Raw genomic sequence first — 15,107 nt, forward strand, 5'->3', positions numbered from 1 at the left:
CCTGTTTTGTCACTTTTGTTATACAATTCAAATTTAGCGACCAACTACAATTTTGCTTCAGATTATCACAATAGTTTTAAGGCGAATGCGATTTGCATACGTTTAAAGCCGAATATCAATGAAATATCTATGCGTACTTATCCTTGCGTTTTCTACCCTGAAACTTAAAGCACAGGACAATTATGAGATCCAGGTTTATGGTTCTGAAACAGTTGAAAAGGGTAAAACCATGGTGGAACTGCACAGTAATTACACGATCAACGGAAGTAAGACAGTAGCTAATGGCGAGCTTCCGACAAACCACGTAGAACATGAAACGATTGAGATAACCCATGGCTGGACCCCCTGGTTCGAAACCGGTTTTTATTTTTTTAATTCGATAGGCGATGGCGGGCGTACCGCTTATGTAGGCTCCCATATCAGGCCAAGAGTTGCTGCGCCGTTGAGCTGGAACTGGCCAGTTGGTGTAAGTATTTCAACCGAATTTGGCTTTCAAAAAAGTGCATTCTCGGCAAATACAAGCACACTGGAAATAAGACCTATAGTTGATAAAAAATGGAATAAATTATATGTTTCTGTTAACCCAACCCTGGAGAAAAGCTTTAAAGGGCCGGATGAGAACAGGGGATTTATCTTTTCGCCTAATGTTAAAGGCAGTTATGACGTGACTAAAGTTGTTGCCCTCGGCTTAGAGTATTATGGCAGCACCGGCCCGTTTTTTCATTATGACACATTCAAACAGCAGGATCATCAGTTGTTTGTAGCGACAGATTTGAATTTTGACCCTAATTGGGAATTTAACGGTGGCGTTGGCTATGGTTTTACGCAAAATGCAGATAGAGCTATCATTAAAATTATTATAGGGAGGAGATTTTAGACAAGATTTATAGTCTGTGACAATTTTGTTATCTGGCCTTTCGTGAGACTTGAACTTCTCGTTAAGGTTGGTTTACTATAAAAGTACGCTGCTGTTTAACAACCCGCCCGCCGTTTAGATTGATATAGCCCGGCGTTAATAAAAAAGCTGGGTATCCGTTAGAAAGCCCAGCCCAAGTATCTTGATAGCACCAAAGTGTTAGCTCTTTGCTTTTTTTGCTTCTTCCTTTTTCTTTTGCTGTTCTAAGAAATAACAATGTGCAGCACACGCATGTAACTTATAGTTCATATGAGCGGTTCCAAAATTATGTCCTTTAGGGTCTAAAATGGCACATTTTTCTTTATCAATGTCTTTCGTGTTAAGAATGTTCTGTCCATTGATATTGTAATAGGCCCCATTTTTCTTGGCCATACCCAATTTCTTACCATTGGCATCAATCACATTACCGCTCCCATCAATAAAGTAAAGCTTTTGCCCTTTGTTGTTGCGCACGATGTTGTCTTTATCGATATACCCCAATTTGGTGCCACCGTAGTCTCGTATCCATCCCTTGTCGGTAATGGAGATTTTAAATGTCGTGTCTTTTTTGGTTTGGCCCCACGCACTAACAGTAACAGCTGTCGTCATTGTTAGTATAAATAAAAATAAATGTAGCTTTTTCATGATTTTGATCTTATCTGACGTAAATCTCCTTTATTTTTATTTTTAATTAAATGATAATCAATTGGTTATTAGGTGATGGAAATCACTTTTCTGATGGCGGGAAACGTCTTGCTTACTAATGGCTCCATTGTTATTCCACTGAGGTTGACGGGTCAATGTAAGCAAAAGATCCAGTCATTAGTGTTTCCGGACGGTTTTACTTTTAGTAAAAAAAAGAGGAAGTTCGAACCCCTCGAATAAATTTCGTGTTTTTTCTATGTTAATTATTTTCAATAACTTATGAGTAATAAAAAGCGACATGCCAGAATTAAATTTGGATTTTGCCGCTTTCGCCTGTTTGGTAGCCCAACCAGACTAATCTGTTTTCGCTGTGGATTTTATTTTTCCATATTTTCCTGCGTAAAAATCCCGGTAGGCAATTGCTATTTCTGCCTGTGAATTCATTACAAACGGGCCCTCTGCTACCACAGGTTCTTTATATTCTTCGCCACCAAATAATAGGATATCAATTGTTGTTGGAGAAGTGTTTTTTATTTCAATTTCTCCTGCACTTCGATCAAATTCTACAAACTCTCCTTTTTGAAATTCGGTGTCGTTTAGCATCGCATTTTGCGTGGGCAGAAAAGCAGCAACTTCTATATCGTTCTCGATTTCTATCGAAAGGTTTTTACCTGCTTTCAATTGAATATGATACAAAAACTGCTCAGAATAAGTCGGGATCTTCGAACTCAAGTCTTCATAGCTGCCAACAATAACCTTTAACCAACCACTTTCATTCGGCAATTCTTTTTTGGGGACTTCGCCATCTTGTACAGCGATATGAGCAGGCTTTTCAGCTTTGTTTTTGGCAGGTAGATTTATCCAAAATTGAAAACCCTGGATAAATTTGCTCTCTGTTTGGGAGTCATAATTTAAATTTTCATCGTGGATTATTCCATTACCTGCTTTCATCCATTGTGCACCTCCTGAATGAATTATCGCCTCATTTCCCGCACTGTCAAAATGCTCTACTTCGCCCTGAAGAATATAAGTTAATGTTGCAATGCCCCGGTGAGGATGTGCTCCCATACCATTTTGGGTTATAGTTTCTTTAACAACAGGGACAACATAATCTAAAAACACAAACGGGCCAACTTTGTTAGCATACCGATTAGGTAACATTCGTTGGATAGATAGTAGGCCGACTGCAGTACGATTGCCTTTTGTTGCGAAACTCGTTTTCTTTTTCATTTTCTTAATTGTTTTTACTCAGCCACTCCTGGAGCGGCACAAATTTGTGGGTGGCAGTTTCTTTTGCCAACTCAATTCGTGATGTTGAATCAGGTCCCATGTAGGTGTGTTTTTCAAAATACCCAAACATCTCTGCTAACTCTTTTGCCCCTTCAAAAAAAGTGGAAAATATTTCAGCTGGCACTTGTGAAAAGCTGTACTCTTTGCCATTGGCTTTATAGGCTTCTATGATATCATTAAAACTGTACAACCCGGTTGCCAGGGCAAGGTAATTACCGTTTCCAACTTTTTCGGGTTGCAAAAATGCACCAGCGACAACCTTTCCCAGGTCATTAATGTCCGACATGTGAATCGCTTTTTTTGTTGGGTCAATCGGTAGTGTCCAGCCAGTTGTGCCATCTTGTTTTGGCTGTGGTCCCATCATTCCAACAAGATTTTGAAAATAAAACGGTGGCTGAACCAATGTTGCATATTTGAACCCTGCACTTTTCACCAGATCATCCACCTTAGCTTTGCCACTAAAATGAGGTACTTCAAATCCTGCTTCACTAATGAGTTCAACATCCGGAAGTGTTGACCAAATAAAATGTTGTACTCCCGTTGCTTTTGCCGCTTCAATGGCATTTTTACCTTGAGTGATTTCGTCGGCACCTTCCCAAAAGTTGGTTACCACAAATACGCCATAAGCATTTGTAAAAGCATCTTTTAATGATGGCAAATCTTTTAGATCTGCATAAACTGCTTCGTTTGCCTTGCCTGTATATTTTTCCGGATTACGGGTTATTGCTTTCACATTAAAAGAGCCTTCGTTTACAAGTGCATTTACAATACCCTTACCTTGTGCCCCTGTTGCTCCAATTACTACTATTGTTTGCTTTTTCATCTGTTTGTTTTATGATGTAAAATTGCAGCAACAGCATGCCCTGGAACGATGAGAAATGATAAAAAAAAGCGTTGATATTTATCAACGCTTTTGTAAAACCAAAAATTAAAATAGAATTTATTTACTTGCTTGTTTTCTAACTCTGCTTAACGTTTCTTTAGTTATGCCCAAAAAAGAAGCAATGAGATGCTGGGGAAATCGTTGAATAAATTGAGGGTGGTTATCGGCAAATTCTTCATAGCGTTTTTCTGCTGTATTACTAATGGTTGAATTCAATCTTCGCTGAGAAACGATGAAACTTCTTTGGTCCATTAATCTTGTCATTTGTCCAAATGAAGGTACTTTTTCTATCAGATCCAGCATGCCTGCTACTGTAGCAATGAGTAGTTCGGTATCTTCCCAGGCATCAATATTATATCTTGATGGAGTAAGCATGACCGCACTTTCACGGTCGCTTGCCCAATAATTTTCAATGTATAATTGTACAATATGCTCCACACCTTTGTCATCTACGCTGTATTGTCGCATTGCACCTTTTACAATAAAACCAACGTATTTACACACATTGCCTTCTTCCAAAAAGTATTGCTTTTTCCTGAGCTTTTTGGGGTGGAAAGTCGCTGCAATTAATGCTTCTTCATCATTTGTAAGTGGCGAGGTAGCGTGTTCGTTGATGTATGCTAATAAGTTTTCGTGCATTGATTTTCATGATTATTAAATTGAACCCAGTGCAAATATATATTTCACTTTGCTAATACCAGTACTCGCTTTAAAGCAAATGTAAACCGGTAACAAAAGTAAAGTTTATCAAAAAACAAATCAATAAGAAGATTAGTCTTTTAAACAGTTTTACCTGTTTATGGTCAGCCTGTTTTCACTGCATCATTAACCTGTAGTTCCCAAAAAAACGCCTCAAATCTTTCGACTTGAGGCGTTTTACTTGAAATGAAGCCCACACTGGATAATTCACGAACTTTTTCTTTGAGGATTTGCATAGAATGGCGTTTTGAAAAACAGTTCGAGAAGGGCACTGGACAATTCTCGAACTTTCAATGGGTATAAAAGTGGCTCGAACCGTTTTATTTAGTTGATCAATAAAACGGTTCGAATTACTTATCACCTGCCGATCAACTTCATTAGATATCCGTAAGAACCGATGGATCTCCTGAGCGCCAAACATTATCTATTGTAACCCGCTGAATAATCCAAACATCTTCTTGCCTGATCAGTTCCACATCGTATCTGTTTTTCATGAGATAATGCCGGGAATGATCGTTCGAGGGTAAATGTTGTGCTTCTACAAGCGCATCCATCACCGCTTTGTCGCCTTTAATAACTACCCTTGGGTTATTCACCGAATGGGTGGTGTCAATATTTGCCAGTGAGCCTGTAAGTGCAGCAACTATGGCATCTCGTCCTTCCAGTACCGGATATTCGAAGCCGGCTTTTCTTGCGGCGGGCCCGAAATCAGATATTGCGTCTTCCGCAAAAGCTGATGCAAGAAGGTTGCTATCACGCAGGTCAATGCCCGCAGCGAAGCGGTAGAGGGTTTCAACTACCGCAAATTTGTCTGCGGTTTCCTGAAAGTTTATTATTTGATTTTTCATTATATTAAATTTTAGATATGAATTTTTAGATGTTTAATAGCCAACGCCTCTTACACCGCCCGATGCTCTGATAGATTCACCTGTTACCCAATGTGCATCTTCGGAAGCAAGAAAGACAGCAAGCGGGGCGATATCTTCCGGTTCGCCAAATCTGCCAAGGGGTGTTCCCGCGATCAGTTTTTCGCCAAATTCGCCCTCAAAATTTCCGGCGGTGGCCGGTGTATTGGTGTGGCCCGGAAGTATTGAATTTACCCTGATCTTACGAGGGCCAAGCTCCCTGGCCAGTGCTACTGTCAAGGTATCCACAGCACCTTTGGTTGCTGAATAAACGCTTGATGCCAGGTAGGGATCCGTGCTTAAAATAGAGCTGATATTAATGATGCTTCCGCCATGATCCATCTGTTTTACAGCAGCCTTCGCTGCCAGCAAATAACCCATCACATTCAGATTAAACTGTTTGTGAAAAGCGTCCTCAGTCAGGTCGTCGAGCATTTCGAAAACTGCGACACCGGCGTTATTGACCAGGATATCAACAGGTCCGAATTTCACTTTTACCGCATCGAACATGCGTGTGATATCGGTTGAGCTGCTCAGGTCGGCCTGAATGGCGAAAGCCTTTCCGCTGGCTGATACGATTTCATTAACAACCTGATCGGCGTCCTTTGCACCTGAGGCAAAATTTACGATCACTGTTGCGCCCGCTTTACCGAATGCTTTGGCGATCCCGGCGCCTATGCCTTTGGAAGCACCGGTCACCAGCGCCACTTTATCTTTGAGTTTTAATTCCATTTTATTTAAATCTGTAATAAATGATGGTTCAAAGGTAGATACCCCTAACTTTACTTATGTTATGGGTTTCCTGAAGTAAAGCGGGTTCCCTGTTCAGACAGCAGCACATGGGAAAGACCAAAACGATATATGAAGAAGAGGCAGATTGTTCCAAAATACTTTTTGCCATACAGGATACACTCGATCTGATCAGCGGTAAATGGAAGATCAAAGTGGTGGGTGTTCTGTTATATGGTAAAAAGAATTTCACCGATCTTCAGCACCGGATCAACGGGCTTGGCGCAAAGATGCTTTCAAAAGAATTACAGGACCTGGAGATCAACGGAATGATCACACGGACGGTCAACACAACAAAACCCATCACCGTGACTTATGAACTAACGCCCTACGGGCATACACTTGAACCGATCATTCAGGCACTTGCCGATTGGGGAACGGAACACCGGCACAAGATCACGGGCCGTTAGGTTTATTACATTTATTTCTGGGGAGCCTCAATTTACATAAGTGAATAAAATGACATTATTTTAGAACAGTTGTTCTAAAATAATTTTAGGTTTGCAGGAGAAATGGCAAGGAACTTAGAATTTAACGAAGAAGAAGCAATCAAAAAAGCGATGGAGGTTTTTTGGAAAAAAGGCTACAGCGGCACTTCTATAAGAGATCTGGCCGAGGCGATGAATATCAAGATCAGCAGTATCTATAATACAATGGGTGATAAACATCAGCTGTTCATCAAATGCATTCGCAGTTACACACAAACCCGGGCGATTGAAGCACAAAACAGCGCCGGCAGAGTGAGGTCACCATTAAAAGCCATTATTAGTTTTATTGAGGGTGCTGTACATACGATCCTTTATAGCGCTAACAGTTGTTTAGCTATAAAAACCACTTTCGAAGTAGCCGCAACCGATCCGGAGTTGCAGTCCATTCTCCGCGAAGACCATGAATTTACGTACGGCTTATTGACAAGTCTTATCCAAAAAGCGATTGAGCTAAAAGAACTCCCTGCTGATGCTGATGCGAACACCCTTGCCGATTTTATCCTTAACAATTTTACCGGCTGGCACGAGTCCTACATTATCCATCAAGACCCGATCAAGATCAAAAAAATGGCTAAATACTTGATCGGTCAAATATCAAAGTAATACCGTTTTACCTATGTGCTTATTAATAGAGCAACACAAATAGGCGCTTATTTTGTAACAAGTGTTCTAAAATAAGCGATAATAAATTGTCCACACGCATACCCTTTAAACAACTCAAATGAGCAAAGAACTGAATTTCACAGAGGTAATTTCCCGGTCAAAACAGATCAGGAAGCAGTATCATGAACTTGAAAAAGAACACCACGGCAGTGAATGGACCATTGAAGAGGATGCTCTGGCATTTTTAACAGATGCAGGTCTGGTGGGCAGGTTAACCATGTCGCAACAAGAGCGCTGGCCAAAGGGAGATACGACGAATGAGGAACTTTCACACAAATTGGGAGAAAGCATCTGGTGGCTGATCATCCTGGCCGGCCGTATGAATATAGATATTAATGTTGCACTGGAAGGCTTCCTTTCAAAAACAGAAAAACTCTTAAAGAAATAAAACATGACCACGATAAAAGAAAAAATGGGAAAGCTACTGATCTACGGTGCCACAGGCTATACCGGTACCATGATCTGTCATGAAGCCGCACGAAGAGGACTTGATTTTGAGATCGCGGGACGAAGTAAGGATAAGCTGGCCGTATTGGCGGGTGAGCTCAATGTCTCTTATCATGTATTTCCGGTTAATGATCATGGCGGATGGGGGGCGGCACTCGCAGGTAAAACCGCTTTGCTGAATATTGCAGGTCCGTTTAGCGAAACGGCTGAACTGGCCATGGAAGCTTGTATCACGTTCAACGTGCATTATATAGACATCACCGCAGAAGTGGATATTTACCGTCTTGCTGAAACAAAGGATGAGAAGGCTAAAGTCGCGGATATAATGATACTTTCAGGAGCAGGACTTTTTGCAACTTACGACCCGCTGGTAATGCACACAGCCAAAAGAGTAAATGAACCGGTGAAACTACGCGTGGCCTTCAAATATTCGGGAGGTTTTACACCCGGCTCCATCGCCAGCAGTGCCAATATTATCAATGCCGGATATTTGGTGCGTAAAGATGGCAAGATCGAAAAGCTGATAGAAGCGCCCTCTGCTGCTTTTGATTTTGGCGACGGACCGGAAGATTGCTTTCCGACCCCTCTTGGCGGTGTCGTTTTATGCTACAGATCGACCGGCATTCCCAATATCGAAGAATATTTTCAGATGGCCCTGCCCGCAAATACACCCGATCCCGAAACCGTAAAGATCCAAAATGGTGAATTGAGCGCGGATATAGCTGAAAGGGTAAGTATGATCGTTGCTGAGATCACCGGCGCAGACGGAAAGATGGTCAGATCTTTGGCGAAAATGCCTTCTGGGTACATGCCAACGGTCACTTCCGCGATAGAGGTTGCATCCCGTGTACTTAAGGGCGGGTACAAAGCAGGCTTTCAATCGCCGGGATCTGTCTATGGGCAGGACCTTCTTTCTTCATTGACTGATGTTGAAGTGATTGATCTGGAACAATAGCATGCAATTACCTTAAACAAATACACCTTACAGCGATGAGCTGTAAGGTGTTTTTCATACTGATAGTTACAATATGACTAATCTAAATAAGCATCAATATGTTCAATAAGTCCCGCTTCATTGACACGAATATCCAGGCCTCCGGTCTCATGGCCGAAATCCCCGGTAAAATCCACTTTGACCAAAACATTATCTGGTCCGGAATATTCCAATGATAGCAATTGGGTTGACGTGTGATAACCGATGAAAAAGGTCACAAAGTAATTTTTGATCCCCGCTGTATGCTCGAATTTATCACCCACGGAAACATCTTCGATCACTGCGTCCGCAGCGAAAAGGTTAAGGACAGCCTGGGTGTCAAAGCGGTTGGCCGCAGCTATGAATTGTTGAGCGATCTGCTCAAGTTCGGAATGTTTCATAAAAAGCTTTTTAATTTAAAGACTGCCTGAAAGCAAGCGGTGAAAATTTGGTTTTGCTTTTGAACAAGCGGTTAAAGGATTGCGGGTGTTCGAAGCCTAATTGGTAGGCGATCTCAGCAACGCTTAATTCACTTGCGCTCAACAATTCTTTTGCTTTTTCGACCAGTTTAGCATGGATATGCTGCTGGGTGTTTTGGCCGGTCAGCGAACGAAGCATGTCGCTCAGATAATGTGCTGACACATTTAGTGCTGCCGCCAGTTCATCAACCGCCGGCAAGCCATTCGTTAAGGGCTTGCCGGTGTCAAAATAATCAGCGAGTAAACTTTCAAAACGAACCATCAGATCACTGGTGGCTGTTTTACGGGTAATGAATTGCCGGTTATAATAGCGTTTACTATAGTTCAGTAATAATTCCACCTGTGATATCAGTACGTCCTGGCTGATCTGGTCGATTGCCGAGTCAAGTTCCATTTCGATGTTCCTGAACAGAGCGACGATGACTTGCTTCTCTTTCTCTGATAAGTATAAAGCTTCACTGACTGCGTAGGAAAAAAAACCATAGTTTTTGATGCTTTTCCCCAAGGGGTACGACCTGATAAAGTCAGGGTGTATCAGCAATGTGTAGCCCCCGTAATCAGCTTCTCCTTCCAATGCGCTGATCACCTGGTTCGGTGAGATAAAGGATAAGCCGCCCTCATCAAAATCATAATGGTTTTGGCCGTATTTTACTTTGCCGCTAAAATTCTTCTTGTAAGAGATCTTATAGAAATTGAACAGCATTCCTTTTTCCAGTTCGACTGTATCCACCGTAATATTACTGTAATCTACCAGACTGATCAGCGGATGCAGGGGTTTGGGTAAACCCAACGCCCGGTGCAGTTCCGAGATCGAAGTGAATACAACGGGTTGTTTACTTACACTTTTCATGCTTGTGGGTATGGGCTCTGCAAGTTAAGGTATTTTGTCAAACCGATACGGTAAGCTTCAGGGCCTTCAGCCAGGCGTTTGGCATAAAGACGCACCGCGTCATTCCCGGCCGGGTAAGTTAGCTGGTCTTTTTCATCCGTAGCTGCCTGATAAACCACCTCGGCAATCTTTTCAGCGTCCGTAAATTCCATCAACGTTCCATCTTGAAAACCTTCGGTCATTTTGGCCACCGTAGCTTCATAGGCCTTATCCTCGGTTACCTGCATGGCTTTCATAAAATCACTTTTAATGCCGCCCGGTGCTACGTTCTTGATACCGATATTAAATTGGGCCAGATCATAGGACAGGCTTTCCGCCAGGCCTTGCATGGCCCATTTTGAAGCGTTGTAGATCGCCGATTGCGGATTGGAAACCAAACCGCAAAGCGAAGTGGTATTAATAAACAATCCTTTATTACGCTGACGAAAATAAGGGATAAATGCCCTGATAACTGCCAGGTTACCAAAGAAATTCGTGTCGAATTGCGCGCGGATCTGTTCTTCTGTATGCGATTCGACCGGCCCGATCAAACCGTAGCCCGCGTTATTAAATACTACATCAATATCACCAGACTCCAATGCAGCCTGCACGGTTTTTACTATCTGTTCGCTATTAGTGATATCCAGCGGCAACAGCGTTAAGTTGGTTAATTGATTGAGTTCTGTTTCTTTTTCCGGTGACCGCATCGTGGCAATGACGTTCCATCCCTTAGCCTGGAATAATTTGGCGGTTGCTTTGCCTAATCCGGCCGATGCGCCGGTGATCAAAATAGTTTTCATGTTGCTTTCCTTTTGTGTGATACAAATTTGCGATGTTACAAAAGCGTGATCATAACCGAATCGGACGGTGTTATAACCGAAATGAAGAATAGCTGAATTTTGATTTATCAGTTGAAATGGTTCGATAGGTACCTTAAGGGAAATTCGAACCTTGAAAAAATGGCGTGGAAACACTTTTCAACGCGCTTTTTAGACTATATGGAATAAAAGGCTAAAGACTTCGTCAGTAAATTTCGAACTAAAAATGACCAGGTCGTAACGGTTTGGATCACAGAATTTTATTGGCATAAAAAAAGGAAACAACCACGAAGTGGTGTTTCCTTAAGTAGGGAAGCGGCAAAAGTTCTAACTTTCATCATGATATTGAGGCAATTGTAAGTGCTCGAACATTAATTGAAAACGCAAATAGTTTATAGGATTAATTCTTCATTCTTTACAATTCGCTCCGGGTAAAGAGCCTTTGTCAGCCACGATTGATCGACTATCGTTCTGACTGTGAGGTCAGCGTTATTAATTTTCTCGAAAGGCTGTTATTTTCGGCTGATTATTTATTCTCATAAATAATTCCAACTAGATATATAAATCTACTATATGCATCGCTATTGTCACACAATTATATGATTTAAATCATATAATATAGATCAAAGTGTGTTCATTTTTGCGTTATGGAACTCGCAATAAATCCGCAAACAAAGATCAGTCAACTGCTCGAAGTCGACCGAGACCTAGTGATCAAGACGCTGGTCGGCTTGAATAAAAAATTTTCAAGACTTAAAAATCCATTACTACGGAATTTATTGATCAAAAGGGTTAGTATTGCCGATGCCTGCAAAATATCAAAAACCGAGATCGCTGATTTTATGTGGAGCATGAAGCAGATCGGATTCAAAGTAACCACTGATACTTGCGTTGAAAATAATATATCCGTGCCGAGTGCTTCTTTCCAGGAGCCGTTGGATTATCTCGAACTTGATGTGCGCCCTATACTGGCCCGGGATAAAGATCCTCTAAAAGAAATATTAGCCTGTATTAAGAAACTTGAAGAAGGTCAGGGATTAAAACTTATCAATACCTTCGAGCCGCTGCCATTGATCCATTTGCTGGCGGACAAAGGGTTTTCTTTCCGTATGGAACACCCGGAGCCAAACGTGGTCGTAACTTATCTTAGCAAAGCAGTACCGACCACGGAAGAAACGGCAACCATTCCTTTAACAGTCCCGACAGCTGATAATGACCAATTCGACCAGCTGCTGAAAAGATTCGACGAACACCGAATTATTTTTCTTGATGTTCGCCAGTTGGAGATGCCAAAACCCATGCTGGCCATCCTGGAGCAAACGCCGAACCTTGTGGCGGGCAACGCCTTATTTGTACATCACAAAAAGATGCCGGTATACCTGCTCCCTGAGCTGGAGAAACAGGAATTGACCTATATCTTTAAAACGATTGGCCCGGCTGATATCAAGATGCTGATCTATAAAAAATGAGTGGGATAAAGCAGAACCCTGGCCTTTATAAGATCGTGGTAACCCATTATGTGGCTGCCGCGTTTTGTTTTTCGGCGCTTTCTGTGATGATGCTGTGCTCCGTGAAAGCTTTTACCGGGCACTATTTCCATCCGCAGATCCTTGCTATCACCCATATGGCCGCGCTCGGCTGGGGAACAATGATCATCCTCGGGGCATCTTATCAGTTGATCCCTGTTGTACTGGAAACGGAACTGTACAGCGAAAGGCTCGCGTGGATAAGCTTTGCGCTTTTTATGCCAGGGTTAATTGCACTTGTCTATTCATTTTGGGTATTTGTGCCAGGTATCCACATGCAATGCGGGGCTATTTTATTGCTTTTGGCGGTTGTCCTGTTTACGGTCAATGTATATCTGACTGCTAAAAAGAAAAAGCAGCAGACCATCCAGGAGGATTTTATCTTCAGCGCCTGTATCTGTCTTTGCCTGACCATTGCATTAGGCGCGGCTTTGGTCTTTAATTTTACGCTGTCCATATTTCCGCAGGATCATCTGCATTTTCTGAAATTGCACGCGCATATGGGGTTGATCGGATGGTTCCTGCTGATGCTGATCGGTGTGAGTTCCAAACTGGTACCCATGTTCCTGGTATCTTCGTATCAAAACACCAAATTGCTTACCTACAGTTATTACCTGATCGTCGGCGCGCTGCTGTACTTCCTGGTAGATTCCTATCTATTCGGGCTCAGCCTACGTACCTATCTGATATTCGCGATAGGAGTCGCCGGATTAACCTGCTATTTTATCTTCATTTTAAAATGCCTGCGGTCGCGGTTAAGAAAACATATCGACCTGCCGATGATGAACAGTTTCCTGTCATTTATTCTGTTAAAGATAGCAACGCTAACCGTTCCATTCATCATCTACTTCCACCTCAGAAACAACCCGGTGACGATCCGGTTTTCCATGATTTATGGTGAATTCATGTTGATGGGCTGGATCACCGCGTTAATACTGGGGCAAACTTTCAAGACTCTGCCCTTCATTGTTTGGGTAAAACACTACGAGCATCTAACAGGAAAATTCAAAACCCCGATGCCCGCAGACCTTTTTTCAAATAACCTGCTAAAGGTACAAACGGTTTCCTACCTGATCTTTTGTGTGACCTTTATGCCTGGCTGTTATTTATTGTTTATGCCGCTGATCTACGTCGGGATAGTCGCGCTAATAATTACCGCGATGCTTTACCTATCCAACATCTTTATTGTACTTTTTCATAAAACGAAAACTTATGGCAAGCTTTGATATTACCGACCCCAATTCCTTTTTAAAAGAACAAATCATAGAAACGCTCCGCCTGGTGATGGATCCGGAACTGCACATCAACATTATCGACCTTGGGCTGGTTTACGGCATAGAAATAGACAGCCCTAAAAAACAGGTTCAGGTTCAGATGACCTTGTCCTCTTCGTATTGCCCAATGGGTGAAAGCATTGTATCCGCGGTTAAAAACTGTATCGAGGGCCATTATGAAGGTTATACGACTAACATCGACCTTGTTTGGGAACCAGTTTGGTCATATAATAATATATCTGATGAAGGTAAACGGTTGTTAGGCATGTAATGAAACGCTTTTTCACTCTTAATTACCCCCGCTGGGCGACCGTTAATTTTATTGTCCTGAGCATCTTCGGCGTAATGCTGCGTTATATACAGCTTTACCACATTACCGGACTTGATTACCAGTTCATCCTGCACGCACACTCGCATTTCGCTTTCTCAGGCTGGATGTTTTTTTCAATTGCCTTGCTGATCGCATTATTATGTGGTGACGGCAAAATCGGTTCCGGTTTCACAATTGTCCTTTTACTAGCGCTCGTCAGCGCTTATGGTATGCTGGCCAGTTTTTCCTGGCAAGGCTATAAACTTGTTTCCATTAGTTTTTCAACACTTTTTGTAGGTGTAACTTTTCGTTTTACGTACCTCGTATTTCATGGAAATTTATTAAAAACCCGTGTGGGCGAAACGGCTTATATCCTCCTCCGGGGTGGCCTGAACTTATTATGTCTTTCCGCGTTGGGGCCATTCACGTTAGGCCCGCTGGCTGCATTGGGGCTTAAAAACACACCGTACTACCTGGACGCGATCTACTTCTACCTGCATTTCCAAATGAACGGGTTTATGTTATCCGCAGTTTTGGGACTACTGGCTGCTGCCTTGCCAATTAAGCCATTAGGAAGGCGATCAAGGCTATGGCTGTATCTTTTTGTCTTTTCTACGGTACCTCTCTTTTTTATTTTCACCTTATGGAGCAAGCAAGGTAATATTGTCTGGATTTTAGCCTGTATCAGTGCTGGCTTAAACCTCGTTAGTTGGCTTGTACTGTGTTTTAATTTTAGGAGTCAATGGCGCAATTTGTTGTTTATAGAACGGGCGGCTTTCATAGGCCTCACTTTCAAATGCGTTTTTCAACTCCTGGTATGTGTTCCTGCGGTTGGTGACTGGACCTTCCTCAACCGCAACCTGATTATTGGTTACATCCATTTGCTTACCCTGGGAATAATCATGCCCCTGTTGATCGGTCAGTTTTTAAGGAAAGGCCTGATTGTCCGCTGTAAATCAGTTTCCATAGTAAACACCCTTTATATCTTGCTCGTGGCAACATACCTCTGCCTGCTCTTTATGCAACCCTTGTTAGCGTTATTTTTCATCACAATCCCATCTTTCCAGTCCCTGTTATTTTTACTTTGCCTTTCCTTTCTTCCCGTCGGTATTTTATTGTTGTTTAAGACAAAAAGCAACGTATAAAGACCAGACG

Annotated in this window: 19 protein-coding genes; 9 read left to right on the forward strand and 10 right to left on the reverse strand. The window is 42.2% G+C overall.

The genetic code is table 11. The features are described 5' to 3' along the window. Window positions 1-118 precede the first annotated feature (118 nt). Complete coding sequence (locus tag AC1D0K_RS07270) at window positions 119-877, forward strand: hypothetical protein (protein WP_477390387.1); 759 nt, start codon at window positions 119-121, stop codon at window positions 875-877. Between the two features lie 198 nt (window positions 878-1,075). On the opposite strand, the gene AC1D0K_RS07275 is transcribed toward AC1D0K_RS07270, so the two are convergent. The 7 genes from AC1D0K_RS07275 to AC1D0K_RS07305 form a co-directional block, all read right to left on the reverse strand. Then, on the reverse strand, window positions 1,076-1,540 hold the full coding sequence (locus tag AC1D0K_RS07275; protein ID WP_477390385.1) for a hypothetical protein: 465 nt from the start codon (window positions 1,538-1,540) through the stop codon (window positions 1,076-1,078). 354 nt (window positions 1,541-1,894) lie between these two features. After that, window positions 1,895-2,770 (reverse strand): pirin family protein, encoded by an 876-nt coding sequence (locus AC1D0K_RS07280; protein WP_477390383.1) that lies wholly within the window; start codon window positions 2,768-2,770, stop codon window positions 1,895-1,897. 4 nt (window positions 2,771-2,774) lie between these two features. Beyond that, window positions 2,775-3,653, reverse strand: a complete 879-nt coding sequence (locus AC1D0K_RS07285) for an NmrA/HSCARG family protein (protein ID WP_477390381.1) — start codon at window positions 3,651-3,653, stop codon at window positions 2,775-2,777. Window positions 3,654-3,770: 117 nt separating this feature from the next. Further along, on the reverse strand, window positions 3,771-4,352 hold the full coding sequence (locus AC1D0K_RS07290; RefSeq protein ID WP_477390379.1) for a Crp/Fnr family transcriptional regulator: 582 nt from the start codon (window positions 4,350-4,352) through the stop codon (window positions 3,771-3,773). 164 nt (window positions 4,353-4,516) lie between these two features. Further along, complete coding sequence (locus tag AC1D0K_RS07295) at window positions 4,517-4,648, reverse strand: hypothetical protein (protein WP_477390377.1); 132 nt, start codon at window positions 4,646-4,648, stop codon at window positions 4,517-4,519. Between the two features lie 141 nt (window positions 4,649-4,789). Then, window positions 4,790-5,260 (reverse strand): nuclear transport factor 2 family protein, encoded by a 471-nt coding sequence (locus AC1D0K_RS07300; RefSeq protein ID WP_477390375.1) that lies wholly within the window; start codon window positions 5,258-5,260, stop codon window positions 4,790-4,792. Window positions 5,261-5,293: 33 nt separating this feature from the next. Then, window positions 5,294-6,049: an SDR family NAD(P)-dependent oxidoreductase gene (locus AC1D0K_RS07305; RefSeq protein WP_477390373.1), complete on the reverse strand. Its 756-nt coding sequence runs from the start codon at window positions 6,047-6,049 to the stop codon at window positions 5,294-5,296. Window positions 6,050-6,156: 107 nt separating this feature from the next. Here AC1D0K_RS07305 and AC1D0K_RS07310 point away from each other — a divergent pair, with 107 nt between their 5' ends. The 4 genes from AC1D0K_RS07310 (at window position 6,157) to AC1D0K_RS07325 (ending at window position 8,659) form a co-directional block, all read left to right on the forward strand. Next, window positions 6,157-6,516: a winged helix-turn-helix transcriptional regulator gene (locus tag AC1D0K_RS07310; protein WP_295711523.1), complete on the forward strand. Its 360-nt coding sequence runs from the start codon at window positions 6,157-6,159 to the stop codon at window positions 6,514-6,516. Window positions 6,517-6,618: 102 nt separating this feature from the next. Further along, window positions 6,619-7,197: a TetR/AcrR family transcriptional regulator gene (locus AC1D0K_RS07315; RefSeq protein WP_477390371.1), complete on the forward strand. Its 579-nt coding sequence runs from the start codon at window positions 6,619-6,621 to the stop codon at window positions 7,195-7,197. A 118-nt stretch (window positions 7,198-7,315) separates the two neighbouring features. Further along, on the forward strand, window positions 7,316-7,645 hold the full coding sequence (locus tag AC1D0K_RS07320) for a nucleoside triphosphate pyrophosphohydrolase family protein (RefSeq protein ID WP_295711527.1): 330 nt from the start codon (window positions 7,316-7,318) through the stop codon (window positions 7,643-7,645). Window positions 7,646-7,648: 3 nt separating this feature from the next. Beyond that, entirely contained in the window at window positions 7,649-8,659 is a 1,011-nt protein-coding gene (locus AC1D0K_RS07325) for a saccharopine dehydrogenase family protein (RefSeq protein ID WP_477390369.1), read from the forward strand. A 77-nt stretch (window positions 8,660-8,736) separates the two neighbouring features. Here AC1D0K_RS07325 and AC1D0K_RS07330 read toward each other — a convergent pair whose 3' ends face one another. The 3 genes from AC1D0K_RS07330 to AC1D0K_RS07340 are packed head-to-tail and all read right to left on the reverse strand — an operon-like array spanning window position 8,737 to window position 10,824. Next, entirely contained in the window at window positions 8,737-9,078 is a 342-nt protein-coding gene (locus AC1D0K_RS07330; RefSeq protein ID WP_295711534.1) for a nuclear transport factor 2 family protein, read from the reverse strand. 10 nt (window positions 9,079-9,088) lie between these two features. Continuing rightward, window positions 9,089-10,006 (reverse strand): helix-turn-helix domain-containing protein, encoded by a 918-nt coding sequence (locus tag AC1D0K_RS07335; RefSeq protein ID WP_477390367.1) that lies wholly within the window; start codon window positions 10,004-10,006, stop codon window positions 9,089-9,091. Beyond that, window positions 10,003-10,824, reverse strand: coding sequence for an SDR family oxidoreductase (locus AC1D0K_RS07340; RefSeq protein WP_477390365.1), 822 nt, complete (start codon window positions 10,822-10,824; stop codon window positions 10,003-10,005). Before AC1D0K_RS07340 ends, AC1D0K_RS07335 begins: the two co-directional genes overlap by 4 nt. Before the next feature lie 665 nt (window positions 10,825-11,489). Between AC1D0K_RS07340 and AC1D0K_RS07345 the strand changes: the two genes are divergently transcribed. The 4 genes from AC1D0K_RS07345 to AC1D0K_RS07360 are packed head-to-tail and all read left to right on the forward strand — an operon-like array spanning window position 11,490 to window position 15,097. Then, on the forward strand, window positions 11,490-12,311 hold the full coding sequence (locus AC1D0K_RS07345; protein ID WP_477390363.1) for a DUF2249 domain-containing protein: 822 nt from the start codon (window positions 11,490-11,492) through the stop codon (window positions 12,309-12,311). Beyond that, the gene (locus AC1D0K_RS07350) at window positions 12,308-13,594 is read left to right on the forward strand and encodes a cytochrome C oxidase subunit I (protein WP_477390361.1); all 1,287 of its coding nucleotides are present in this window, start codon (window positions 12,308-12,310) and stop codon (window positions 13,592-13,594) included. The genes AC1D0K_RS07345 and AC1D0K_RS07350 overlap by 4 nt, the downstream gene beginning before the upstream one ends. Further along, on the forward strand, window positions 13,581-13,913 hold the full coding sequence (locus AC1D0K_RS07355) for a metal-sulfur cluster assembly factor (RefSeq protein WP_477390359.1): 333 nt from the start codon (window positions 13,581-13,583) through the stop codon (window positions 13,911-13,913). Before AC1D0K_RS07350 ends, AC1D0K_RS07355 begins: the two co-directional genes overlap by 14 nt. Next, the gene (locus AC1D0K_RS07360) at window positions 13,913-15,097 is read left to right on the forward strand and encodes a hypothetical protein (RefSeq protein WP_477390357.1); all 1,185 of its coding nucleotides are present in this window, start codon (window positions 13,913-13,915) and stop codon (window positions 15,095-15,097) included. The genes AC1D0K_RS07355 and AC1D0K_RS07360 overlap by 1 nt, the downstream gene beginning before the upstream one ends. Window positions 15,098-15,107 lie beyond the last annotated feature (10 nt).

Source organism: Mucilaginibacter sp. P1_A3, from assembly GCF_056406855.1.